This is a genomic window from Megasphaera sp. An286 (assembly GCF_002163455.1).
GTDB classification, from domain to species: Bacteria; Bacillota; Negativicutes; order Veillonellales; family Megasphaeraceae; genus Megasphaera; species Megasphaera stantonii.
On sequence record NZ_NFIY01000017.1, the window covers coordinates 29,492 to 55,140 of the forward strand.

Sequence of the window (25,649 nt, forward strand, 5' to 3'; positions counted from 1 at the left end):
GTGATACTATGGTAGGTCAATTAGTAGGAATCGTCGTCGTCCCTCTCGTCGCCTTTATCGTGTATATGCTGTACGCAAAATACCTGCGGTAATGGCGCGGCGGCAGCTGCTCTATAGGGGAGCTGCCGTTTTTTTTATATGCCAATCCATGCTTTTAAAACATGGATTGGCATTTTTTCTAAGTATTTGTTATTGCTCATCCTGTAGTATATACTTTAGCTATCAAGAGAAGGACTTTTGAAGCAGAACATCGGAGGAGGTATTCCTATGAAAGGACGAAGCAGAAACTATATTATCATGGCCTTGTTAGGCCTATCCGTTTTAGGATTCGGCGGGCTGGCCGCCGCGGCCGATATAGCGGAACACGCGCCGCGTTTGATAGCCGATGCGACCCTGCCGCCCGGCGATATGTCCCGCGGAGCCGATAATTTCTACGTCAGCGACAAGGTGGACGGCAAAACCGTGACGTTTACCGATATATACGATATGAAGGTCGCCGGAAATCTCTTCGTTCCTAAGACGCTGAAAGCCGGACAGAAGCTGCCGGCCATTATCGTCGGCCATCCTATGGGAGCCGTGAAGGAGCAGAGCGCCAGCCTGTACGCCCAGAAAATGGCTGAACAGGACTATGTGACCTTGGCTATCGACCTGCCCTACTGGGGCGAAAGCGAAGGGATGCCGCGCAACAGCGTCAATCCCGACACCTATGCCGAAGCCTTCAGCGCCGCCGCCGACTACCTCGGCACCCGCGATTTCGTAGACCGGGACAACATGGGCGTCATCGGCATCTGCGGCAGTGGCAGCTTCGCCATCAGCGCGGCGAAAATCGACCCGCGCCTCAAGGCTATCGCAACGGTCAGCATGTATAATATGGGCGATGCCAACCGCCACGGCCTCCATCATTCCGTGTCGCTGGAGCAGCGTAAGGCGATCATCGCCCAGGCGGCCCAGCAGCGCTATGTCGAATTTGAAGGCGGCGAACGACAATATACGAGCGGCACGACCCACGAGCTGACGGAGGATACGGACCCGATTCAGCGCGAATTCTACGATTACTACCGCACGTCCCGCGGCTCGTATACGACGCCCGGCGAAGACCCGGCTCACACGACCCACCCGACGCTGACGACAAACGTGAAGTTCATGAATTTCTATCCCTTCAACGACTTGGATTTGATTTCGCCGCGGCCCATGCTGTTCATCGCCGGAGCCAACGCCCATTCCCGTGAATTCAGCGAAGACGCGTATCGTTTGGCGAGCGAACCGAAGGAGCTGTACATCGTCCCCAATGCAGGCCATGTCGATTTGTACGACAGGACCGACGTCATCCCCTTCGGCAAGCTGACGCAGTTTTTCAATCAATATTTAAAGAACTAATGGAAATCGGCAGGCGCTGCGGCAATCCATAGCGGATGCGGCAGCGCCGCCGTCTGTTCCGCCCATAGGAGGCCATGATGAAAGGACATCGGTTGTTTATCTTTATTTTAGCCGTCGGCGTGTTCGGCATTTTAAATACGGAAATGGGGGTTATCGGCCTTCTGCCGTATGTATCGGCGTATTTCAGCGTGTCTATTTCCGAAGCGGGGGCGTTGGTCAGCTTGTTTGCCCTCATCGTCGCCGTGTCGGGGCCGGTCATGCCCCTGCTCATGTCGCGGTTTGAGCGGAAAAAGGCGATGCTCTTCGTGCTGGCCGTCTTTATCGCCGGCAACGTCATATCGGCCGTGACGGACAGCTTTGCCATCCTCTTGGCGGCCCGGGTCATTCCGGCCTTTTTCCATCCCGTGTACTGCGCCCTGGCCTTTTCGGCGGCGGCAGAAGCGGTGCCGCAGGAGTACGCCCCCGATGCCGTCGGCAAGGTCATGGTCGGCGTAGCTGCCGGCATGGTTCTCGGCGTACCCGTCAGCAACTTCCTGGCCGACGCCGTATCGCTGCAGGCAGCCTTTGCTTTCTTTACGGCTGTCACAGCGGCGGCTTTTGCAGCGACACTGTTTTGTATTCCGTCCATGCCGGCCGGCCCGAAACGGACCTACGGCGAGCAAATCGGCATCCTGCGCCGTCCTGCCGTGTGGATGTCGATTTTTGCCATCGTCTTCATGAACGGCGCTTTATTCGGCGTATTTACCTATTTGGCCGAATACCTGGGCGTCGTGACGGCCTTGTCCGGCGGTGCTGTGAGCCTGTTTTTATTCGTTTACGGCCTATCCAACAGCGCAGGCAGCTTCCTGTCGGGGCGGCTTATCCGCTGGAACGAGGGGCTGACCGTGCAGGCTTTTCCCTGGGTTCTGCTGGCGCTGTACGCCTTGGTATGGCTGGGCGGCGCGACGGCGGCTGTCATGGCCGTCCTCGTCGTGGTCTGGGGCTTCATCGGCGGCGTCAACGCCAGCACGCAGCAGTATATCCTCACCCAGGCTGCGCCGGAAGCAAAGGAATTTGCCAGCGGCATCTTCCTCACGTCGGCCAACGCCGGTACCATGGCCGCGTCGGCCCTCTGCGGCTGGTGCATCGCCCAGTGGGGGACGGCGGCGGTTCTCCTGGGCGGCGCAGCCTTTGCCGCCGTCAGCGTCGTGTTCCTGCGGCTGCGGTCGCTCGCGTTTCACCGCCCTGGCAAAGAAGAAACGATAGCTCAGGTTTCATGATATTTTATGAGGAGGAATAGATATGAATTTGCATTTTATTGCGCGGCGTACTCTGTCGAAAGCCGTGTTCGCTGCGGCCATAGCCGCGATGATGATGCCGTCCGTGCTGGCGGCTCCACAGACGGTTCCGGCAAAGCCGGCGGCCGTCGTACAGCAGTATGCCGACCTTGCGCCGGCCCAGGAAGTCGTCTTAAATGATATTACTGTCTATGCCTTTGATGAAAGCCCATTGACTTTAGAAAGCAGCATTTTTCCCGACCTATCTCAGTATCCGGACCGCATGGCCCTCATGCCGAAGGGGCAGTTCCATACGATTACCCGTACCTATTTGAGTCAAACGGGAGATAGACGGGTCCTTGTCGACGGCGGCTGGGGCACGGAAAGCGGCGTAGACGGCAGGACAGTGGACTACTTGGCGAAATACGGCGTATCTGCGGACGACGTAACAGATATTTTGCTCACCCATATGGACGTAGACCATATTTCCGGCCTGCTTCACGGCGGTAAGGCCGTTTATCCCAACGCTGTGCTCCATATTGCCGCGAAGGAATATGACCGCTGGATTGTCCAAGGCGCCGACAGGGAAGCGGAATACATTGTTCTGGCACGAAAGGTGGCAAAGGCTTATGAAGGCCGTATTGCCTTATTTGACTATGACGAAGAAATCCTGCCGGGGATTACGGCCCGCAACGCCAACGGCCACACCATGGGCCATACGTGCTATGACGTTACGTCCGGCAATAAGGGGCTGACCATCGTCGGCGATATGATTCACGTTGCGCCCATTCAGATGCGCCATACCGAGTATTGCAGCGTTTACGACGTTGATCCCGCATTGGCTGCGCAGACGCGGGAACGCGTTTTGTCAGAACTGAGCCGGACAGATCGCCTGATTGCAGGCATGCACTTCCCGCAAATCGGCAAAGTCCGCAAGGATAAGGACGGCGGCTACGTCGTCGTCTCAGACACAAAGCCATAATTTTTCTGATAATATAAAGAATCCTCCCTGTGTCCTGATGATAGGACATAGGGAGGATTTGCTGCTGTTTGATATTACGTGTCTAATGAGATGGCCGTTAAATCTTTGCGGATATGCTCCAGAAAGATGCGGCTGGCTTTGGAAAAGCGGTGCGATTTTTTCCAAAGCAAGTACGGGATTGCCTGGAGGGGCGGATGGAAGGGGCGATGGCACAGCGGGCTGGCCGGCCCGGTTGGGGCGAGATTGTCGAAGGAGGTGGCATAGCCCAGCCCTTCCTGAACCAGCAGGGATGCGTTATAAAAGAGGTTGTATATGGCGACGATATGAAGCTGCTCGACGGGCACGCCGAGCCAGCCGGCAAATTCATTTTGTTCCAATGCCTGGGCTGAGCAAATGAGTGGTAAAGACAAGAGATCGGCAGGGCTGATAGTGCCCTTTTGGCTGAGGGGGCAGCCTTTGGGCATGAGCAGCCCCCAGTGATGCGCTCCAGGCAGGCGCAGGTAGTGATAGGGAGTCAAATCAAGGGGGCCGAAGACGACGGCGAAATCTGTCAGCCCCTTATCCAGCTTGTCCAGCACGTCGGGCGCGTTGCCGCTGTAGAAATGGGTTTGGATGAAAGGATAGGAACGCCGCATCGCCGTCAGCGTGCGGGCGATAAAGCGAATGGGCTCGCCTTCGCCGCAGCCGATGCGCACTTCGCCGCGGATTGAGGCGTCGTCCATAGCGGAAAACTCCGTCGTCGTCTTGTCGATGAGGCTGAGGATTTCTTCGGCCCGCTGGCGCAGGAGAAGTCCCTCTTCGGTCAGGCTGATGCGGCGGCTGCCGCGGATAAACAGCTGCTGCCCTAGTTCCTCTTCCAGCTCCATGAGCTGCCGCGACAAGGTCGGCTGCGTGACGTGCAGGGCCTTTGCCGCCTGGGTGATGCTGCCTTCCTGCACTACTGTAAGAAAATATCGAAGTACGCGGATTTCCATGACCTCAGCTCCTTTATAATATCTATCTGTATTATATCATACGAGATGCAGCGGAGCCTTCATTTCCGTTTTGTTATAGCCCGGTATATTGTCGAAACGTACGGATGTTTGATATACTACAAGTAAGAAAAGTAATGAGAAATAAACGATTGTGTCAATATTTAATCGAAAAAATTTTAAACATCAAAATCGCCGACATTACCTATCCAGATGTGGAAAAAACGATAGATATCCGATTGGACAGCAAGAGCGTCCGTCTTGACGTATATGTTAAAGATGATACGGGACGAGTATTCGATATTGAAATGCAGTGCGAAAACGAACCGAACGGTGGCCTGACCAAGCGGACGCGATATTATCAGGCCATGATTGATATGGAAATATTAGAGACAGGCGAAGATTACGACTGCTTAAATCCGTCGTACATTATCTTCATTTGCACCTTCGACGCTTTTGGCGACGGCCTGCCCGTCTATACCTTTCGGAATCACTGCATCGAAAAGGAAGCTATAGAACTGGGAGACGAAGGAACAAAACTATTTTTAAACTGTAAAGGCGACGACAAAGCTCTGGACCCGGATATACGAGCGTTCTTGCGTTACGTCGACGGTAAGGTTGCTGAGTGCGCGCGTGTATCGGCAGACTATGTTACGGAATTAGGGAAAAAGAATTGTTTATTGTAGTCTGACTAAGGCATCTGCGGGAGCAGGTGTCTTATTTCGCAAGATAGGCTCTCGATTTTGCGAAGACGACAGTGAGATGTTGGCGGACATACGGGCGTTTTTGAGATACGTAGACGGAAAGGCGGCGGAGGGGAGATTTATGAAAGCCGTAGAAGATGAAGTCATGAGGGTGAAGGAACATAAGGAAACGAGGCGAGAATATATGACGTACGCAATGGAAACCAAACGGCGCGAGCTGGCGAGCTTTGCCGAAGGTGAAAAAACGGGCGAGAAAAAGAAAGAAACCATGATGATATTGGCTATGCTGCGGAAGGGATTTTCCGTAGAAAGTATTGCAGAGTGTGCGCAAACCTCGGTAGAATATATCATGGAATTAGGGAAAAAGAATCATTTGTTATAATCTGTATAAGGCGTCTGTGAGAGTGGACGCCTTATGTCGTAAGATAGGAGTCGTTTTTTGAGAAACCAATGGCAAACCGCTGGGCCCGGATATGCAGGCGTTTTTGAGATACGCAGACGGAAAGGCGGCAGTACGACATCCTATTCGTTACTATGTAAAAACACACGAGTCCGATGGCACCTTTAGGACAGGGCCATCGGACTCGTGTGTTTTATATGTAGGGATATTCTATTATTTAAAGCTGTTCAGCCATTTCGTCGCGCTTTCGACGGTTTGGCGGCCGTTGAGGAGCTTGCCCGATTTAATCGTCGCACCGGGACAGGACGGCTGCAGGTCTTTGGCTGTGCTGCCGAGGCCGCTGCCGCCGGACGTAGCGAAGAGTACGATCGTCTTGCCGGAAAAATCGTGGCTTTCCAAAAAGGTCTTGATGATTGACGGGGCCGTGTACCACCAGATAGGGAAGCCGAGATAAATGGTGTCGTAAGGGCTGACGTCGAGGGATTTGCCGCCTATGGCCGGGCGGAAGGAGGGATCGTTCTTTTCTTCTGTCGTGCGGCTGCTGCGGTCGGTCCAGTCTAAGTCGGCCGGGGTGTACGGCGTTTCCGGCACGATTTCATAGATATCGGCTTTGGTTGCCTGGGCTAATACGGCCGCTGCTTTGGCCGTCGTGCCGCTGGCGGAAAAATACGCTACTAAGGGTTTGTTCATCATAAAATCCTCCTTGTCATGAAATATATAGAATCTTATCTTTTCGTTCCGGCGAAGGAAAGGCATTTTCCGAGGCGCTTGCCCGTGCGGAGATAGGTGTACGTCGGAAATTCAAACAGGACCGGCGCGATTTTTTCGTAGTCCGGCTTGCCGTCGGCTGTCAGGACGCCTTCTTCGGCCCATACGGCCTTGATTTCCAAAATGAAATTATCAAACGTTTCCGTTTCGTAATTGTCAACGACGCGGCATTCCATGACCAGCGGCGATTCCGTCGGTATCGGCGCGCCCGTTTCGCCGGCCGTCCACTCGAACAGCCTCGATTTGTCGTCCCGGTGGCCGCTGACGCTGCCGGCGCAGTCAGCTTTAGGCAGCATGGCTTCGTCGACGAGGCTGACCGAGACGACGCCGTGCTGGCGGATACCTTTGTTGGTATAGTGAATCTTCGCGCAGCTGATGAGGATGCGGTCGTGGCCGATAACGCCGACGTGGGCGACGGTCATCCAGCTCGTCTTGCCATCGACCATCGCGCCGACCAGGGTGAGGGGCGTCGGGTACAAAGCGGGAAAGGCGCCGATATTCTTTTTCATATGATTCCTCCTGTAAAAACGCACTGTATAGTAATTAATAAATAAATAACATAACGTAACTTAATAAAATAATAGCATACGCGATGATTCTTGTCAATGTATAGCCTCATGGGCTATAATGGAGTTATATCATGAAGGATTGCGTACGAGGAGGGCTATATGTCGGAATTTGTCAGGGCGCGGAGCGCCGAACAGAAGGAAGCGCGCATGGAAGAAGTGAAACGGGCGGCAGACAGGCTGTTTTCCGCCAAGCCCTATCACGATATCACGCTGACGACCATCGCCGCCGAGCTGTCGTGGACCCGGGCTAATTTATATAAATACGTAACCAGCAAGGAAGATATTTTTTTGGCCTTGTGCGGCGAAAAGATGAGCGCCTACATGGACGCCCTGCTGGCGGCCTTTCCCCCTGGCTGCGGCTATGCCGTAGGCGTATACGCCGAGGTGTGGGCCGGCATCCTGTCGGCTCATCGGGACTACCTGCGCTACGGCGACATTTTGTCGTCCATTATCGAGACGAACGTATCCGTCGACAGGCTGGCAGAGTTTAAAGCCTTGTATTTCGAGAAAGCCGGAGCGCTGTCCGCCGTGCTGGCGCAGAATTTGGAAATCCGGCGGGAAGAAGCCTATGAGTGCATCTTGGCCGTGTATTTCCACGCCGTCGGCATATGCAGTATGTGCTGCGATAATCCCCTGCTGCAGCAGGCCTTGGAGAGGGCCGGCATCGCCGTCGAGCCCGTCGATTTTCAGGATAATATGAAGCGGTTCATCGCCATGAACTTGGAGTATTACGTCGCAGGCCGGAAGAAACAGCGGGGATGAAGGCATATATTGTGATTTCTCTGAAATGTTGCTATACTAAAGTCAAATGACAGGCACTATTTATTTTTTATGGAAAAGGAGAGGAAGAGGCAATGAAAAAAATTATAAACGACGTGGCGAACGTTGAAGAGGAAATGATCCTGGGATTGGTCAAGGCGGCGCCGCAGAAGCTGCGCAAGCTCGACTACGGGACGATTGTCGTGCGGGAGCCGAAGCAGGAAGACAAGGTCGCCCTGGTCAGCGGCGGCGGCAGCGGCCATGAACCGGCTCACGGCGGCTACGTCGGCGAAGGCATGCTGGACTGCGCCGTAGCCGGTACGGTCTTTACGTCGCCGACGCCGGACCAGGTGCTGGAAGGCATCAAGGCCGTCGCGACGGATAAAGGCGTGCTGTGCGTCGTCAAAAACTATACCGGCGACGTCATGAATTTTGAAATGGCCATCGAAATGGCTGCCGACGAAGGCATTAAGGCCGATTACGTCGTCGTCAACGACGACGTAGCCGTCAAGGACAGCCTGTACACGACGGGACGGCGCGGCGTAGCCGGCACGATTTTCGTGCATAAAATCGCCGGGGCCAAGGCCGCCGAAGGCGCGAGCCTGGAAGAAGTCAAGGCCACGGCGGAAAAGGTCATCGCCAACGTCCGCTCCATGGGCATGGCTATCGAGCCCTGCACGGTGCCGGCGGCAGGCAAGCCGGGCTTTGAGCTGTCCGATACGGAAATGGAAATCGGCATCGGCATCCACGGCGAGCCGGGCACGCACCGCGAAGCCCTGGGCACGGCTGATTCCATTGCGAAAACGCTTCTCGACAATATCCTCGCCGATTTGGATTATACCGGCAGCGACGTCGTCGTCCTGGTCAACGGCATGGGCGGCACGCCTCTCATGGAGCTGTACATCGTCAACAACTTCGTGCAGGACTACCTGAAGGAAAAAGGCATCCGCGTCTACGATACGATGGTCGGCAACTACATGACGTCCATCGAAATGGCCGGCTTCTCCCTGACGCTGCTGCGGCTGGATGATGAAATGAAGAAGCTCTACGACGCCAAAGCCGATACGCTGGCTTGGAAGAAATAAGGAGGGACAGGCGATTGAATACGCAGAAATTAGCCGAAGTCATAGCGGCCATTGCAAAAACCATAGAAGAAAATAAAGAATTCCTGACGCAGCTCGATAATGAAATCGGCGACGGCGACCACGGCATCAACCTGGCCCGCGGCTTTGCCGCCGTAGAACAAAAGCTGCCGACTTGGGCCAATACGGACATCGGCACCCTTCTTAAAGGCGTGGGCATGCAGCTCGTATCGACGGTCGGCGGCGCGTCGGGCCCCCTGTACGGCACGGCGTTCATGAAGGCCGGCATGGCCTGCAAGGGGATGACCGAGCTGGACGGGCCGGCCTTCGCCGCGGCCATGGAAGCAGCCGTCGAAGGCATTAAGATGCGTGGCAAGGCGACGGAAGGCGAAAAGACGATGCTCGACGCCTTATGCCCGGCACTGCGGGCAGTGAAAGCAGCCGTAGAAAACGGCAAATCGTTGAAGGAAGCCCTGCAGGACGGCGCGGCGGCAGCCGAACAGGGCGTGGCTTATACGAAGACGATCATCGCCACCAAGGGCCGGGCCAGCTACCTCGGCGAACGCAGCTTAGGCCATCAGGACCCGGGAGCGACGTCGTCGTGGTACATGCTGCGGACCATGGCGGAGCACATAGACGAATAAGGATAGAAAAACGGGCCGGCGTATTGCCGGCCTTACCTGTGAAGGAGGAAAAAATATGGTAGGCATCGTATTGGTATCGCACAGCCAAAAGGCGGCGGAAGGCGCAGCCGAGCTGGCGAAGATGATGGCTCCGGCGGCTCCCGTCGCCGCAGCCGGCGGCATGGAGGACGGCGGCCTGGGCACGAGTTTTGAAAAAATCTGCGCCGCCGTCGAGTCGGTGTATTCGGAAGACGGCGTCGTCGTCATCATGGACATGGGTAGCGCCGTCATGACGGCCGAGATGGTCGTCGAAGCCCTGGACGACAAGCGCGTCGTCCTTCTCGACTGCCCCTTTGTCGAAGGCGCAGTCATCGCTGCCGTCGAAGCAGAAGGCGGCACGGCCATAGACGAGATGCAGGAAAAGGTCGAAGGCGGACGGGACCGCAAGCTGTAAGGACGGGAGACTATGATAAGGCGTTTACTTAAATTCCTCTGCACGCTGGTCTGTTTTGCCGCCGTGCTGGCCTTCGGCGCGGGACTGTATATCGGCAATCTGGCCTTCGAGCGCTTTGCTTCTGCGCCGTGGGACGTCATATTCGGCATTGAAAACATGTCCTGCGACGTAGAGCGAATCGCCGCCGGCGAGGAACGGTTCGACTGGCAGGAAGCGGAGACGACGGGCCGTGACGGCGTTCCCTTGCGGGGGACATATATTGAAGACCAGGGCGGCTCCCATCATACGGTAATCCTGCTGCACGGCCTGTATCACAATCGGGCTATGTGCCTGCCTTACGTCGGCATGTACCGCAATCTGGGCTACAACGTCCTCCTCGTAGACCAGCGCGGCCACGGCGAAAGCGGCGGCCAGACCAAATGGGGCGTCCAGGAAGCCGACGACATTGGCCGATGGGTACAGTGGCTGAAGGAAAAAGATGCATCGATGACCGTTGGCCTCCACGGCGTATCCCTGGGCGCGGCTATGGCGCTCTTGTACGCCGGCAGCGACGCCGGACGGGACGCGGCCTTCGTCGTCGCTGACAGCTCGTACGGCAACATCGTGTCCCTGGGACGGGAAAAGCTCATGGCGGCGGCAAAAGACGACCGCCTCGTCTGGGAATACGACATTCTCATGCCCTTTTTCCAAGGGGCCATGTGGTATCACACGGGCAAGTTTTTATCAGACATCGAGCCGGCCCACGCCGTACGGTCGATACGCTGTCCCGTCTTGTTCCTCCACGGGCAGGAGGACCGCCTCGTGCCGGTAAAGACGGTCTGGAGCCTCTATGAAAACTGTGCCAGTGCAGAGAAATACGTCCATGTCTTCGAAGGCTCACCCCACGCCGTCGGCATTTCTACAAACCGAAGGGAATACCGGCAGCTCGTCACGGAATTTCTCTTGGACACGCAGTAACGAAAGGTCGCGGAAACCACAGCATGATAGAATACAAAGAAATAATGGATAACAAAAAGAAATACCTGCCCCTGCTGCTGATAGCAGACGAGCAGGAGTCGGCTATCGACGCCTATTTGGAGCGCGGACGGCTGTACGTCATGGAAGACGGCGTCGTCCGCGCCGTCTGCGTCGTGACCGACGAGGGAGAGGGCGTGCTGGAAATTAAAAATCTGGCCGTCGCTCCGCCGTGGCAGCGCTGCGGATACGGACGAGCCTTCGTCGAATATATCCGGCGGCGCTATCGGGGCGCCTTTCATACGCTGCAGGTCGGCACTGGCGACAGCCCCTTGACGATACCCTTTTATGAGGCCTGCGGATTTGTGAAATCACACTGGGTCAGAAATTTTTTCATAGACCACTACGACCATCCTATCTATGAAGGCGGCGTGCGCCTCGTCGACATGATATACCTCCGCCGGGACCTATGAACGGCCTCTGGGCAAGCAAGAATCTCCTTGCGAAGACCGTACAAGACTGCTATAATAGGAAACGGAATCATTGCAAATACTATATACAGTATAAGTAATAATAATACAATACCATATATAATATATGAGAATGCATAGGAGGGTGTTTCATGAACGAGCAGGAATGGCTGGGCGAACAGAATCAGCTGGGCATGGATATTTGGAAAAACAAGTACTGCAACAACGGCGAAACCTTTGAGCAGTGGATTGACCGCGTCAGCGGCCATGACGAAGACGTGGCGCAGCTGCTGAAGGAGCAGAAATTCCTCTTCGGCGGCCGCATTTTGGCCAACCGCGGATTGGAATACGAAGGCAAGAAAATTACCTTGTCGAACTGCTACGTCATGACGCCGCCGGAAGACAATATCGAAAGCATCTTCGACCGCGCCGGAAAGCTGGCCCGCACGTACAGCTACGGCGGCGGCTGCGGCATCGACATTTCCGGCCTCAGCCCCAAAGGCGCGCGCATCAACAACGCGGCGAAGGAAACGAGCGGTTCCATATCCTTTATGACCCTCTATTCCCTCGTGACGGAGCTCATCGGCCAGAACGGCCGCCGCGGCGCCCTCATGATTTCCATCGACTGCGCCCATCCCGACGTCCTGGAATTTATCAAGCTGAAAACCGATTTGAATAAGGTGACAAAGGCCAATATTTCCATCCGTCTGAGTGACGAATTTATGGAAGCCGTAAAAGAGCATAAGCAGTTCCGTCTTCACTATACGCGGAAGGAAACGGGCCAGGTCATTGAAAGTATGGTCAACGCCGCCGACATCTTCCGACTCGTTGCCGAAACGAACTGGGACTACGCCGAGCCGGGCGCCCTGTTTTGGGACCGCATCTGCCAGTGGAATCTCCTGGCCAATACGAAAGAATTTAAATTTGCCGGCGTCAATCCTTGCGCCGAAGAACCTTTGCCGGCCGGCGGCTCGTGTCTCTTGGGCAGCCTGAACCTGGCGAACTTCGTCCGCGATCCCTTTTCGGACAAGTCACTCTTTGATTTCAACGAATTCCGCCGCTGCGTGACCATCGCCGTGCGGGCCCTGAACGACGTCCTCGACGAAGGCCTGCCCCTCCATCCGCTGCAGGAACAGCAGGACAGCGTGCGCCAGTGGCGGCAGATCGGCCTGGGCATCATGGGCCTCGGCGACATGCTCATTAAGCTGGGCATCACCTATGGCAACGACGAAGCTGTCGCCCTGTGCGATGAAATCGGCTTCGCCATGACCGATACAGCCATCGCCGCCTCGGCGAACCTGGCCGGCGAACGGGGAGCCTTCGACATGTGCCACATCGACGAAATCATGGAAACGCCCTTCTTTAAGGCCAACACGACGAAAAAGACGGCGGCCCTGGTCAAGGAAAAGGGCCTGCGCAATTCCCAGCTCCTGACCATCGCCCCGACGGGCACCCTGTCGACTATGCTGGGCATTTCCGGCGGCATCGAGCCCATTTACGCCAACTTCTACGAACGGAAAACCGAGTCCCTCCACGGCACGGACGTCTACTATAAGGTCTACACGCCTATCGTCGAACGGTACATGAAGGCTCACAACATTAAAGACGACTCCCAGCTGCCGGAATACTTCGTCACTGCCCTGACCCTGGACTACCACCAGCGCGTCGCCATGCAGGCCATATGGCAGCGGCACATCGACGCCTCCATCAGCTCGACGGTCAACGTGCCCAACAGCTTCACCGTCGAAGACACGGAAAACCTCTACCTCCTGGCCTATGAAAAAGGCTGCAAGGGCCTGACCTTGTTCCGCGACGGCTGCAAGCGGGCCGGCATCCTGACGACCCACGTCGACAAGAAGGCCGCCCCCATCGCCGGCGCAGGCCTCGAACGGGGCGAAATCGTCAGCATCGACGACAACGTCATCGGCAAAAAACGCAAGCTCGTCACGGGCTGCGGCAGCCTGCACTGCCTGGCCTTCTTCGATCCCGAAACGGGAGCCCTCTTGGAAACGTACCTGAGCAAGGGCTCGACAGGCGGCTGCAACAACTTCATGATTGGCCTGTCCCGCATGATTTCCATCAGCGCCCGCGCCGGCATCGACATCTACACCATCATCGACCAGCTCAACTCGACGGGGAACTGCCCGTCCTACTCGGTCCGCCGGGCTACGCGGGGCGATACGAGCAAGGGCTCCTGCTGCCCCATGGCCGTCGGCAACGCCCTTCTCGACATGTACGACGAAGTGCAGGAGGACCTGCGCCAGTCCGCCGCCGTGACCCAGGGCGACGTGCCGGTCAAAAAAGCGCCGGTCAAACCGAAGGCCGATAAAAAAGTCACGGCCGAAAGCATCTTCTGCCCTCAGTGCGGCGAGCCCTTAGTCTTTGAAGGAGGCTGCAACACCTGCAAAAACTGCGGCTGGAGCAAGTGCAATTAATAGGATAACGACAATACTGCAAGCAGGCTGTCTGTCGGAGACGGCCTGCTTTTTCTATGGGAACAGGCGGAACGATGCGGCTCCTGGTAATGACGTCGCGTATGGGCTGTACTATGAGGACTCTGAGTCAGTTTACGGTGCGCTGTAACGAAAGCGTCTTCGTATAGCATATAGACGCAAACATCGTTTCAGCATTTTAAAATAACGTACCGGGATGGGAACTCGTCTATGCGGCTTCATGCAGGAAGGACAACACAAGGGTTCTGCCGTTGGCGGGATGTCCCCTTGCCATCCGATGGGATACGAAGAAGATACATCTCGTCGGCAGCCTATAGGAAGAAATCAGAATCGTATGATATACTATAAAAAGAACGTACCCTGGCGCTATGACGGGAAGCTCACCCCTGCAAAAGGTACAAATCAAAGCGAGGTATACCGATGAATAAAAACCACAAACCACATTAACACTGATAGCCACGCTGGCGTTGGGCTGGGCGATGCCTGCCGGCGTACTTCCTGCAGAGGCTAATGAATTTGTAACCGACGAGTATTACGGCGTGAACGGAAGGTGGTGGGTTCAAAGCCCCTATGATTTTATGAACCTGTCCGATACGTACGCCAAGGGCTATACGGGCAAGGGCGTTACCGTCGGCGTCATAGATGACAATATCAATCCGTATATTCCCGATTTTATCGATCAGGATGTCCAGATCGTGCAGCCGACAGACGACGAAGCGCTGCCCGGTGATATGGATCTACGAATACATGGGACGATGGTGTCGGGAATCATCATGGCCGATAAAAACGATTTCGGCATGCACGGCGTAGCTTTCGACGCCGGACTTGCCTTTGCGGCGTACGGCAATTTTACGAACGATCATTGGTATACGGGATTTTTGGACGATGAAAATATAAAAATTATCAATAATTCCTGGAGCGGTTTTATCAGCAGCAAGTTTACAGAAGATGCAGAGTACGAGTTTCTTTATGATAGGATACGGAATGATGAGCGCGTATGGTACGGCGAGGCGGCAGAAGCGGCGCGGCAGGACAAACTCCTTGTTTTTAGCGCTGGGAACGACGGCCAGGTAATAAGCGATTCCCTGCAAGTTCATGCCGGCAGCGACGAGGCCTTGCGGAATCACATCGTAAACGTCACGTCGGCGAGCCATTTCTATTTGGCGGAACAAGACGACGGCTCTATACTTGCTTCTGTCGGCGCCCTTTCGCTGTTTACCAATCTGTCTGCGTATGCGGAAGACTATTCCCTGAGCGCTTTCGGTACAACAATATATGGACCAGATGCCTTGGAGATAGGGGAGACGATCTATAGAGACGGGACGTCCTTTGCCACCCCGATGGCGACCGGCGTCGGCGCCTTGGTGCAGCAGGCCTATCCCTATTTGAGCGGCAAGCAAATCGGCGACGTCCTGCTGAGTACGGCCAATAAAAACATTAAGCTGTCAGACTCAGACAATGGGTTTGTCACCCTGTCCTTTGGACCAAACCGGTCTTCGTTAGAAGGCCTTTCCGTATATCTTGTCGACGGCGCAGAAGGCGAAACGCAAAAACAGGAGGCAGCGTATGCTTTAATTCGTAAGGCCTATAACCAAGAGTATCAGAGTGATGATGGGAGTCTAAAGGTATTGCTTAAAGATGAGTTTGATTGGCACATGAAGGATGTTTATGGGTATACCTATGATTGTAGTAACGGGCAGGAGTTTGCCGACTATATTCGGAAACTCGTCGATGAGGGAACCCTAAAACTTAATATCTATACCGACGTGCCTATGGACGTCTTGTTCGGCCAGGGCGTCGTCGACGCCGACAAGGCGACGAACGGCTTAGGGGCGATAAACGTGCGCCGCCTGACGAAAGACGATGTGAGCGGCGCCTATACCGTCGGCGGAGAGCAGAAAGACCAAGCTTTATACACTGTCGATACGCAGGGCTATGACTCGGTATGGAGCAACGACATCGGCGAAATACGGGCCGGACATATTGCCGAATATCCCTTGGGCGACGAAAATACGGCGTTTGACGGGGCAGACGGCGATATTAAGGATCTGCATGACCGCTGGGTATACTATACGGAGGACTTTGACCTAGACAGCACAGACGACACAGTTAGCTTTGCCGACCGCTATGTAGAAGACTATAACAAATATGTCGATGACAACGGCCTTTTAGGCCTCCAAGGCGGCCTGAAAAAGACCGGAGACGGGACGCTGGCCCTGAACGGTAAAAATACCTATAAAGGCGCGACGATAGCCGCCGGCGGAACCCTGCAGATCGACGGCTCCGTCGCCGGCGATGCCTACAGTGAGGATGCGGGCGCCATTGCCGGTAGCGGTACCATTAATGGAAACTTGTATAATAATGGAGCCGTCGCCGCTGGGAGCTGGGGCGCTGTGACAAAGGACGACGGTACGGCGCAGACCTTGAACGTAAAAGGGACGTTTAGTGGAAAGGGAAGGATTATCGCCAATACAGACGGTACGACGTATGCCCGTCTCCACGTTCAACAGGACGCCGACCTTTCCCAAATGACCCTGCAAGCAGGGCAGTATGCCGCCCCCGGTGTAACGGGCACGATTTTGACGAGCGGCGGCGTAGGCGTAATAACTGGAGCAAATAGCCTGAACGGTTCGTTCAGCGGCTTGCTCGACAGTGAAGTGAGACAAGACGGCGACAGCCTCAACTTGACGACGAAGGCTGACAACAACGCCGGCATTGCTGCCGACCGCTTTGCCGCTGTAAACGGCTTGTACAGCGCGCTGGATAAAGACGAGCAGAAGGATATGTACCGCCTGTACGCCTTGGACAGCGGAAACGTCCGCGCGGCGATAGACGGCCTGAGCCGCAGCGAAAGTATGCATCTGGAACTGGCCTACGACGCCATGCAGAACCGAGACGTCCGCCAGGCCGTACGGCAGCAGGAGCGGACGAATCGCGACGAATCAGTCTGGGCGATTACCGGCAAGGGCTGGGGCAATATGGACGACGGCTTGAAACGGCACAGCTGGAACACGACAGTCGGCTATGATTTCTATGACGACGGCGACGTCTATGCCGGCGCGCTGGTCGCCTACAGCGACAACAGCCTGAGCGGCTATGACGCCGACGGCACGTATAAGAACTACAGCGTCGGCCTGTACGGCGGCACGAAGAACCGGCCCGGCACGGTGACGGCTTACATGAGCTACGGCAGACAGGAAAACGAGCTGACGCGGTATTTGGGAAGCTCCTTCAGTTATGACGGCGCGGCAAGCAAGGCGACGAGCGACTACGACAGCACGGTCTTCGGCGTCGGCGCGACCTATGCCTATGACTTGCAGTACGGCCGGGAAGACGCCTGGCACGTCAGCCCCTATGTCGGCATAGATTACGCCCATTACAAGCAGGACAGCTTCAGAGAAGACGGGAGCGTCTATTCCCTTAGCAGCGACGGGTTCAGCGACGACTATCTGGCCGGCGAAATCGGCGTCGATATGAAGCGGGAGCGAAAGGGCAAGACCTACGGCTTAACCGTAGCCTATCGGCGCGTCTTCGACGGCGACGTCCAGCATACGGGATATTCCTATGTCAGAGGAACGGGCTTGGGATTCGGCGTACAATCTATGAACCGCAGCAAGGATCACGTCATAGCGTCGGCCTACGCATCGGCCAAGCTGTCCGACCGCTGGGAAATCGGCGGAGCCGTAGAGCAGGCCTGGTCCCATACGAGCCGTGACCTGAGCGCCGCCGTGAACGTCGCCTATCGCTTCTGATGCCGTGAGGCGAATCAAGATGGAAACGAGAGATTGGCAATCGCCGTATCGGATAGGCTAAGATATACAGGAAATGAATGTTTCATCATCCGCTATAAGCATTAGACGCAGCCAAGGCCGCACTTTATAATGAAGGTGTCTCGACGAGGAGACGCCTTCTTTTTTTAGCCGGCGACGGCTGCAGCTAGTCTCCTTCGTCATTGAGTTATAATAAATCGTTTTATTCATTGCAGGAGGTGCGTCGTGAAATTTGGAGGAATACTCATCGCCGCGGCCCTGGCCGTGACCATCGGCTGGGCCTTTGCTTCCTACCCGCAGCCGGCAGAATCCGTGCAGGCCGCTGCACCGGAACGTATACTGATTGCCTATTATTCCCAGAGCGGCCATACGGAGGCCGTCGCCAAGGCGATTCAGCAAGAAACGGGCGGCGACTTGTACCGCATACGGACGAACATTGCGTATCCGAAGAATGCGCCGGCCATGCAGAGCCAGGCCAAGGCGGAATACAACGAAGGGCTCCGGCCGTCCTTGGCCGAACCGATGCCGAATATGAGCCGCTATGACGTCGTCTTTTTAGGATTCCCAAATTGGTATAATGCGCCGCCGGCAGGAGTGTTTACTTTTTTGAAACAGACGGACTGGAAGGGAAAGACCATCGTTCCCTTCGTGACCTACGGCCTGAGCGGCTGGGGCAGCAGCATCGACGATATTCGGGCTGCCGCGCCGGACGCCGTCCTTGCTAAGGGATTGGCCGTTCATGCATCTCAGGCTGGACATTGCAAAGAAGCCGTCGCGTCTTGGATAGATTCGCTGGGACTAAATGCCATACAAGGAGGTCGGAACCGATGAAGCTGCAGATTCGCCGCCATGCCGTGCAGCTCTGCGCGGCTGTGTTATACAACGCCAACGCCTTTACGCCCCTGACGGGCCGGGCCGTCGATTTTCCCTATGACAAGACCTGCGTGCCCGGGTTGAACTGCCAGTATTGCCGCTATACCATTGCCGGGTGTCCCCTAGGCGTGACCCAGCAGGCGCTGAGCGGCTCCTTTTCTGCCGTGGCCTGGCAGTTTTGGGGGATGCTGGTATTGTTTGGCCTCTTATTCGGCCGTATGATTTGCGGCTGGGCCTGCCCCATGGGCTGGCTGCAGGAGCTGCTGCACAAGGTTCCCTTTCCGAAGCTGAAAAAGAACCGAATGACCTATTATTTGTCCTATGTAAAATATGCAGTGAATGCTTTGTTTGTATTAGCCATTCCCTTGTATACGGGGCTGGTGACGGGGCGTGGGATTACGGCCTTCTGCGCCTGGATTTGCCCGGGGAATTTCCTGGAAGCCCTGTTTCTGCCGACGCTGTTTCAGGGCAGTGTCGACAATTTAGTCATTGCCGTGCAGAATGCCAAGTTTTTCTGGGTCATGGCACTGCTCGTGGCGATGCTGTGGATATACCGCCCGTTCTGCCGCTTTCTCTGCCCCCTCGGTGCGTTTTACGGCCTGTTCAACCGGTTTTCCGCCGTGGGAATGACCGTAGACGTCAAGGCGTGCATTCATTGCTCCGCCTGTGTGCAGACGTGCCCGATGGATATCCGCTCCGTAGGCGACAGGGAATGCATCGGCTGCGGCGCTTGTATGTCCGCCTGCCCGACGAAGGCTATCGGCATCAGGCGGCCTTTTGGAACATAAAAGAGTATATATCAAACAGTATGATTGTGGAGGTGAAAAATCGATGAAAAGAAAATTGCTTTGTATTGCCGCCGCGCTGAGTACGTTGTTTGCCGCCGCATCTGTCCAAGGGGCGAGCGTGCAGACGCCGGACGGGAATATGCCCTTGATTCACTGGGCTGTCGTCGAATCGGCTGACGGACAGATGAGCGTCCTGCAGCAGTTAGGGGCGAAGCACGTCGCTCCGGAAGTTGCGAAGGAAGATGGCACCTACGCCTTGTATGGAGCCGTAGATGTCAAGAATCCCAATATCATGCGCGTATTGGAATTCTATAAAGACGACGACGCCTACCGCATCCACGCGGCGAGCGACGGCTTCCGCGCCTATGACGAAGCACGTCGTCCCTATTTGAAGGGCGTGAAGATTTTGGAGGCCACAGGTATCGCCCTGGAACAAAAAGACAACGGCGTGGGGACGAGCGTACAGATGGATTTGATCCAAGTCAAGCCGGAATGCCTGGAAGCCTATGAGCAGCGATTGGTCGAGGAAATCCGCCGGGCCGCCGCTGATGATGAGCACGTCGTCGGACTCTATGCGACGGCTGAAAAGGACAATCCGGCCCGAATCCATACGATGGGTATCTTTACCGATGAAGAAGGCTATGAAGCGTATGTCGCTTCGCCGGCATACCAGGCCTTCTGCCGCGATACGCAGGACATGATCGTCATGCAGAATCACATCGAAAATCAGCCCGTCCGCATTACGCTAAGCCAACGGGGCGTGAACTAATATACGGGCAGTTTTCATTGACAGAACCTGTAACTATCGTTATACTAATTGTAGAAAAGAAAGTAATGTGCCACAGCGCACGAACACCCCGGAAAGGTAGCGACTTTCCGGGGTGTCTTGCTATGGGCTGATTGCTCTTATCGATATCTGTTCAGCCACTGACAGATATAATTAGCGAGTATACCTGCCGCAACAGATAGTAAAAAAGAAAGTAATGTGGTTTCCACGGCGCATCTCCTTTCCGTTGCTGGATAGGAGAAAGAGCAACACGTTTAGTATAGCATAGGACACAGATAAATAGAATATATGTTTTATTGCGTAAACAGCATACGAACGCGCCCCGTCGCCATAGCGCGGCAGGCATATAGTTCGCTATACGTGATTTTTACCTTTCTGTGTCTTGACAGATAATACATTTGTGTTTATAATAGACCTAATTTTACGAAACCAACGCGATGAAAGAGAAAAAAGCTTGGCGTGTCTGTTACAGAGAGCTGCCGGAACGGTGCGAGGCAGCAGGGCAGCAAAGCATTCCGCTCCGGAGCATCAAATGACGAATTTGACGGGTACGCCCGATACAGCGCGACGAGATGGCCGAAAGGCAAGCTGGGTGGCAACGCGGGAGTATACTCTCGTCCCTTTTTAGGGACGGGAGTTTTTTTATTATTACAAGCGAGAGAGTTTCCCTGCGGCTCTCTGCACGAGGGGACATGAGAGGTATGAAACGAGTGTATAATTTTAACGCCGGACCGTCGGCGATGCCGCTGGACGTATTGAAAGCGGTACAGGCTGAATTTCTCGATTTTAATCATACGGGGATGAGCATCGTAGAAATCAGCCACCGCAGCGCGGCCTATCAGGACATGCAGGATGAAACGGTAGGGCTCATGCGCCGTCTGCTTCAGGTGCCGGACGACTATCATATCGTCTTTATGCAAGGCGGCGGCAGCCTGCAGTTCGCCATGCACGCCATGAATTTTCTCAAGCGCCGCGGCGGCTATCTGAATACGGGCGTATGGTCTGACAAGGCCATGAAGGCGGCGTCCTTCTTCGGCGATGTCTATGAAGTGTCGTCCAGCAAGGCCGACGGGTTTTCCTATATTCCCAAGGCCGATACCTTTGTCGTCCAGCCCGATACGGACTACGTGTACATGACGTCGAACAACACGATTCACGGCACGGAATGGCACGGCTATCCGTCCTTCGACGTGCCCTTGTTCTGCGACATGTCCAGCGACTTCATGAGCCAGCCTGTAGACGTGTCGAAGTTCGATTTCATCTATGCCGGCGCCCAGAAAAACATCGGCCCGGCCGGCGTCGTCGTAGCCATCATCAAGGATTCTCTCCTGGCGCAGGCGAAGGAAGACGTGCCGGTCGTACTCCAGTACAAGACCTATGTGGAACACGACTCGACGTATAATACGCCGCCGGTCTTCGGCATTTATTTTATCAACAAGGTCATGCATTGGCTGGAAGACAACGGCGGCTTGGAAGGGGCGTACCGGCGCAATGTGCAGAAGGCCGGCATCGTATACGCGGCCATCGACGGCAGCGACGGATTTTACCGGGGCCATGCGGCTGCCGATTCGCGCAGCCTCATGAACGTGACGTTCAACCTGCCGACGGCGGAGCTGGAAGCGGCATTCGTCGCCCAGGCGGCGGAACGGGGCCTCGTAGGCCTCAAGGGCCATCGGTCCCTCGGCGGTTGCCGGGCGTCTATTTACAACGCCGTGACGGAGGAAGGCTGTCGGGCTCTGGCCGAATTTATGGAAGAATTCAGAAAGAACCATTAACCTACGGCGGGCGCGAAGCCCGCACAGTACAGTAGATGATCAGGAGGATACGAACATGAAAATATTAGTCAGCGACGACGTTTCTATCAAAGGGGTAGAGCTGCTGAGGGAGCACGGCTATGAGGTAGACGTCAAAACGAATTTAGACGAAGCGGGACTTATCGAGTGCATCGGCGAGTACGACGGCCTGATTACCCGCTCCATGACCCACGTAACGGAAAAGGTCATCGACGCGGCCACGAAATTGAAGGTCATCGGCCGGGCCGGCGTCGGCGTCGACAGCATCGATATCAAGACGGCGACGGAACGGGGGATTATCGTCGTCAATGCGCCGACGTCCAATACGGTAGCCGCGACGGAACATACCTGCGCCATGATCATGGCCATGACCCGCCACATCCCCCAGGCTCACGATTCCCTGATGGCCGGCGAATGGGACCGGGAACGGTTTACGGGCATCCAGCTCAAGGACAAGACCATCGGCATCATCGGCCTCGGCCGCATTGGCTCGGGCATCGCCAAGCGCATGCAGGCCATGGAAATGAAGACCATCGGCTACGACCCGTACATTCCCGAAGACCGCTTTAAGCAGCTCGGCGTCGAATCGGTCGACTTGGATACGCTCCTGCGCACATCCGACTACATTACGATGCACACGCCTCTGACGAAGGAGACGACGGGCATGATCGGCGCGGAAGAAATCGCCAAGATGAAAGACGGCGTGCGGGTGATCAACGTATCGCGCGGCGCTGTGCTGGATATCAACGCCCTGGCAGACGCCCTGCGGAGCGGCCACGTAGCTGGCGCGGCTGTCGACGTCTTCCCGGAAGAACCGCTGGGACAGGATATCAATCCCTTTGAAGGCTTGGACAACGTCGTCATTACGCCCCATCTGGGCGCATCGACTGTGGAAGCGCAGATCGGCGTGTCCGTCGACGTCGCCGAAGGCGTCATGGCTGCTCTCAACGGCGAGCCCGTGCCGACGGCGGTCAACATGGCTCCCGTACCGATGAACGTGTACAACGTCATTCACCCCTATTTCGATCTCATGGAACGGATGGGCGTTATCGGCGTATACCTCACGGAAGGGCCGATGAAGGAAATCCAGGTCGAATACACGGGCGAACTGGCCGACACGGAAACGCGGCTCCTCACGACGGCCGTCCTCAAGGGAGCCCTGAACCCCATATTGCAGGATTCGGTCAATTTCGTCAACGCGCCGGAAGTGGCCAAGATGCGCCACATTGCCGTCAAGGAAATCAAGTCCCACGACAACGGCTATTTCCTCGACGCCGTGACGGTGCGCATCAAGACGGCCAAGGGCGAACACTCCGTCGTCGGCATGCTGTTCAATAAAAACGAAGCGAAAATCGTCCAGATCGACGAATACCGCGTCGACTTTACGCCCGAAGGTTACCTGCTCCTGGCGCCGCACGTCGACCAGCCGAACATGATCGGCCAGATTTCGACGATCCTCGGCCAGGCCCGCATCAACATCACAGGCATGCAGGTCGGCCGCATGACCCAGGCCGGCAACAACATCATGGCCATTGCCGTGCAGGACGACATTCCCAACGACATCATGCTCAAGCTCCGCTCCATCGACGGCATTCTCGATATGAAGCTCATTCACTGCGACGTGCAGCACTAGGAGGACACTATGGTACGCATCATACTGATTCGCCACGGCGAAACGCAATGGAATATAGAAGGCCGCTATCAGGGCCAGGAAGACACGCACCTGAGCGAACGGGGCCTCAGGCAGGGCCATATGGTTGCCAAGGGCCTGAAGGATACGCCCATCGACGCAGCCATTTCCAGCCCCTTGGAACGGTCGTACATGACCTGCGCCTTCTGCGCCAAGCTCCACGGCCTCGACGTGCTGAAGGACGACCGGCTCCTGGAAATCAACCACGGCGACTGGGAAGGCCGCCTGGCTGACGACATCGAAGCCCAGTACCCGACGGAATTTCACCAGTGGCACACGGAGCCCCATCTGGTCACCATGCCCGGCCCGGGCGGCGAGTCCCTGGAAGACGTGCGCCGCCGCGTCCGCGCCGCCTTCGACGAATACGCTGCGGCCTACGACGGCAAGACGGTCCTCGTCGCCGCCCACGACGCCGTAAACAAGGCGATTATCTGCGACGTCCTCGGCCTCGACATGAGCCATTTCTGGCAGATCAAGCAGGACAACACCTGCATCAACGTCCTCGAATGCCAGGATGGCCGCTGGCGTCTCGTCCTGCTGAATTCAACAAATCACATGGGGTATTTGTTCAGCGGTATTGAACAAAAAGGGCTGTAACGAGTATAATATAACAGTACAAATTTACGCTGTTTTGCATAACGAAAGGAAGAATACCAATGTTAGATACGAAATTTATCCGTGAACACGTTGAAGAAGTCAAAGACAACCTTGCCAAGCGTCACGCCAGCGCCGACGTAGACAAATTCGTCGAACTCGACGCCAAGCGCCGCGAGCTCCTGCAGAAGGTAGAAGCCATGAAGAGCGAACGCAACACGGTGACGCAGGAAATCAGCAAGCTGAAACGGAATAAAGAAAACGCCGACGCCCAGATCGCCGCAATGAAGAAGCTCGGCGACGACATCGACGTCCTCGATAAAGAAGTTAAAGCCGTAGAAAAAGACATGCTCGACATCCAGCTCATGATTCCGAACATGTGCAATCCCTCCGTTCCCGTCGGCGAAGACGACAGCGACAACCCGGAAGTCCGCAAATGGGGCGAACTGCCGAAATTCGACTTTGAACCCCTCAATCACTGGGACGTAGGCGAAAACCTCGGCATCCTCGACTCCGAACGGGCGGCGAAGGCTACGGGCGCACGGTTCTACTACTACATCGGCCTCGGCGCGCGCCTCGAACGAGCCGTATACAACTTCATGCTCGACCAGCACGTTTATAAAGACGGCTACACCGAAGTCATCCCGCCGTACATCGTCAACCGCGACACCATGATCGGTACGGGCCAGCTGCCGAAATTCTACGAAGACATGTACCGCCTGAACGTCGAAGGCGAAGAAATGTACATGATTCCGACGGCCGAAGTACCGCTGACCAACTACTACCGCGGCGAAATCATCGACGGCTCCAAGCTGCCCATCTACCTGACGGCCATGACGCCGTGCTTCCGCGCCGAAGCAGGCTCGGCCGGCCGAGACACGCGCGGTCTCATCCGCCAGCACCAGTTCCACAAGGTAGAAATGGTCAAATTCTCCGCTCCTGAAACGAGCTATGAAGAACTGGACAAGATGACGAACAACGCCGAAGACATCCTGAAAGCCCTCGGCCTGCCGTACCACGTCGTCTGCCTCTGCACCGGCGATATCGGCTTCTCCGCCGCGAAGACCTTCGACGTCGAAGTATGGTTCCCGGCCCAGGGCAAATACCGCGAAATCTCGTCGTGCTCCAATACGGAAGATTTCCAGGCTCGCCGCGCCAACATCCGCTTCCGCCGCACGCCGAAGGACAAACCGGAATACGTCCATACCCTCAACGGCTCCGGCCTTGCCGTAGGCCGTACCGTCGCCGCCATCCTGGAAAACTACCAGCAGGCCGACGGCTCCGTCGTCGTACCGGAAGTCCTCCGTCCGTACATGCACTGCGACGTCATTACGAAACAGAAATAAGACTGGTTATATAATATAGAAATATAAAAAGAACGGGACGTTCCTATGGTATCATAGAAATGTCCCGTTCTTTTTTGATGGTAAATTGCAAGTTGAATTTGAACAACCATAATCAGGAAACACACTCACTAGCATAAACTTCATCGAGGAATGCATCAAATAGCTCTGACGGCGTATGGTAGCCCA

At 55.7% G+C, this 25,649-nt stretch carries 23 protein-coding genes; 20 read left to right on the forward strand and 3 right to left on the reverse strand.

From position 1 onward, the window contains the following. The first annotated feature begins 267 nt into the window (after positions 1-267). The 3 genes from B5F80_RS08420 (at position 268) to B5F80_RS08430 (ending at position 3,615) form a co-directional block, all read left to right on the forward strand. Entirely contained in the window at positions 268-1,377 is a 1,110-nt protein-coding gene (locus B5F80_RS08420; protein WP_204246376.1) for an alpha/beta hydrolase, read from the forward strand. A 74-nt stretch (positions 1,378-1,451) separates the two neighbouring features. Beyond that, on the forward strand, positions 1,452-2,636 hold the full coding sequence (locus B5F80_RS08425) for an MFS transporter (protein WP_087478384.1): 1,185 nt from the start codon (positions 1,452-1,454) through the stop codon (positions 2,634-2,636). A gap of 22 nt (positions 2,637-2,658) precedes the next feature. After that, on the forward strand, positions 2,659-3,615 hold the full coding sequence (locus tag B5F80_RS08430) for an MBL fold metallo-hydrolase (protein WP_087478385.1): 957 nt from the start codon (positions 2,659-2,661) through the stop codon (positions 3,613-3,615). 74 nt (positions 3,616-3,689) lie between these two features. Here B5F80_RS08430 and B5F80_RS08435 read toward each other — a convergent pair whose 3' ends face one another. Then, complete coding sequence (locus B5F80_RS08435; RefSeq protein ID WP_087478386.1) at positions 3,690-4,589, reverse strand: LysR family transcriptional regulator; 900 nt, start codon at positions 4,587-4,589, stop codon at positions 3,690-3,692. A gap of 134 nt (positions 4,590-4,723) precedes the next feature. Here B5F80_RS08435 and B5F80_RS08440 point away from each other — a divergent pair, with 134 nt between their 5' ends. Both B5F80_RS08440 and B5F80_RS08445 read left to right on the forward strand, forming a co-directional pair. Then, the gene (locus B5F80_RS08440; RefSeq protein ID WP_198643441.1) at positions 4,724-5,272 is read left to right on the forward strand and encodes an Rpn family recombination-promoting nuclease/putative transposase; all 549 of its coding nucleotides are present in this window, start codon (positions 4,724-4,726) and stop codon (positions 5,270-5,272) included. Positions 5,273-5,411: 139 nt separating this feature from the next. Next, the gene (locus B5F80_RS08445; RefSeq protein WP_087478388.1) at positions 5,412-5,672 is read left to right on the forward strand and encodes a hypothetical protein; all 261 of its coding nucleotides are present in this window, start codon (positions 5,412-5,414) and stop codon (positions 5,670-5,672) included. Between the two features lie 231 nt (positions 5,673-5,903). Here the strand turns inward: B5F80_RS08445 and B5F80_RS08450 are convergent, their stop codons facing one another. Continuing rightward, positions 5,904-6,383, reverse strand: coding sequence for a flavodoxin (locus tag B5F80_RS08450; protein ID WP_239386335.1), 480 nt, complete (start codon positions 6,381-6,383; stop codon positions 5,904-5,906). 32 nt (positions 6,384-6,415) lie between these two features. Then, entirely contained in the window at positions 6,416-6,967 is a 552-nt protein-coding gene (locus tag B5F80_RS08455; RefSeq protein ID WP_087478390.1) for a flavin reductase family protein, read from the reverse strand. Positions 6,968-7,126: 159 nt separating this feature from the next. Here B5F80_RS08455 and B5F80_RS08460 point away from each other — a divergent pair, with 159 nt between their 5' ends. From B5F80_RS08460 to serS, 15 genes are all read left to right on the forward strand, one after another. Beyond that, on the forward strand, positions 7,127-7,789 hold the full coding sequence (locus tag B5F80_RS08460; protein WP_087478391.1) for a TetR family transcriptional regulator: 663 nt from the start codon (positions 7,127-7,129) through the stop codon (positions 7,787-7,789). A gap of 92 nt (positions 7,790-7,881) precedes the next feature. Further along, positions 7,882-8,871: a dihydroxyacetone kinase subunit DhaK gene (dhaK, locus tag B5F80_RS08465; RefSeq protein ID WP_087478392.1), complete on the forward strand. Its 990-nt coding sequence runs from the start codon at positions 7,882-7,884 to the stop codon at positions 8,869-8,871. A gap of 14 nt (positions 8,872-8,885) precedes the next feature. Continuing rightward, positions 8,886-9,512, forward strand: coding sequence for a dihydroxyacetone kinase subunit DhaL (gene dhaL / locus B5F80_RS08470; protein WP_087478393.1), 627 nt, complete (start codon positions 8,886-8,888; stop codon positions 9,510-9,512). A gap of 55 nt (positions 9,513-9,567) precedes the next feature. Next, the gene (dhaM, locus tag B5F80_RS08475; protein WP_087478394.1) at positions 9,568-9,945 is read left to right on the forward strand and encodes a dihydroxyacetone kinase phosphoryl donor subunit DhaM; all 378 of its coding nucleotides are present in this window, start codon (positions 9,568-9,570) and stop codon (positions 9,943-9,945) included. A 12-nt stretch (positions 9,946-9,957) separates the two neighbouring features. Then, positions 9,958-10,902, forward strand: a complete 945-nt coding sequence (locus B5F80_RS08480) for an alpha/beta hydrolase (protein ID WP_087478395.1) — start codon at positions 9,958-9,960, stop codon at positions 10,900-10,902. A gap of 23 nt (positions 10,903-10,925) precedes the next feature. Then, the gene (locus tag B5F80_RS08485; protein WP_087478396.1) at positions 10,926-11,372 is read left to right on the forward strand and encodes a GNAT family N-acetyltransferase; all 447 of its coding nucleotides are present in this window, start codon (positions 10,926-10,928) and stop codon (positions 11,370-11,372) included. Positions 11,373-11,521: 149 nt separating this feature from the next. After that, positions 11,522-13,804 carry an adenosylcobalamin-dependent ribonucleoside-diphosphate reductase gene (locus B5F80_RS08490; protein ID WP_087478397.1) on the forward strand — a complete coding sequence of 761 codons (2,283 nt, stop codon included), beginning with the start codon at positions 11,522-11,524 and terminating at the stop codon, positions 13,802-13,804. A gap of 557 nt (positions 13,805-14,361) precedes the next feature. Next, on the forward strand, positions 14,362-17,574 hold the full coding sequence (locus B5F80_RS08495; protein WP_158099970.1) for a S8 family serine peptidase: 3,213 nt from the start codon (positions 14,362-14,364) through the stop codon (positions 17,572-17,574). A 243-nt stretch (positions 17,575-17,817) separates the two neighbouring features. Then, positions 17,818-18,423, forward strand: a complete 606-nt coding sequence (locus B5F80_RS08500; RefSeq protein WP_158099971.1) for a flavodoxin — start codon at positions 17,818-17,820, stop codon at positions 18,421-18,423. After that, positions 18,420-19,253 (forward strand): 4Fe-4S binding protein, encoded by an 834-nt coding sequence (locus B5F80_RS08505; protein ID WP_087478400.1) that lies wholly within the window; start codon positions 18,420-18,422, stop codon positions 19,251-19,253. Before B5F80_RS08500 ends, B5F80_RS08505 begins: the two co-directional genes overlap by 4 nt. A 43-nt stretch (positions 19,254-19,296) precedes the next feature. Further along, entirely contained in the window at positions 19,297-20,022 is a 726-nt protein-coding gene (locus B5F80_RS08510) for an antibiotic biosynthesis monooxygenase (protein WP_087478401.1), read from the forward strand. 719 nt (positions 20,023-20,741) lie between these two features. Further along, positions 20,742-21,815 carry a 3-phosphoserine/phosphohydroxythreonine transaminase gene (gene serC / locus B5F80_RS08515; protein ID WP_087478402.1) on the forward strand — a complete coding sequence of 358 codons (1,074 nt, stop codon included), beginning with the start codon at positions 20,742-20,744 and terminating at the stop codon, positions 21,813-21,815. A 55-nt stretch (positions 21,816-21,870) separates the two neighbouring features. Continuing rightward, on the forward strand, positions 21,871-23,466 hold the full coding sequence (gene serA / locus B5F80_RS08520) for a phosphoglycerate dehydrogenase (RefSeq protein WP_087478403.1): 1,596 nt from the start codon (positions 21,871-21,873) through the stop codon (positions 23,464-23,466). A gap of 9 nt (positions 23,467-23,475) precedes the next feature. Continuing rightward, positions 23,476-24,120, forward strand: coding sequence for a histidine phosphatase family protein (locus tag B5F80_RS08525; RefSeq protein WP_087478404.1), 645 nt, complete (start codon positions 23,476-23,478; stop codon positions 24,118-24,120). A gap of 59 nt (positions 24,121-24,179) precedes the next feature. Beyond that, positions 24,180-25,463, forward strand: a complete 1,284-nt coding sequence (gene serS, locus B5F80_RS08530) for a serine--tRNA ligase (RefSeq protein WP_087478405.1) — start codon at positions 24,180-24,182, stop codon at positions 25,461-25,463. The last annotated feature ends 186 nt before the right edge of the window (positions 25,464-25,649 follow it).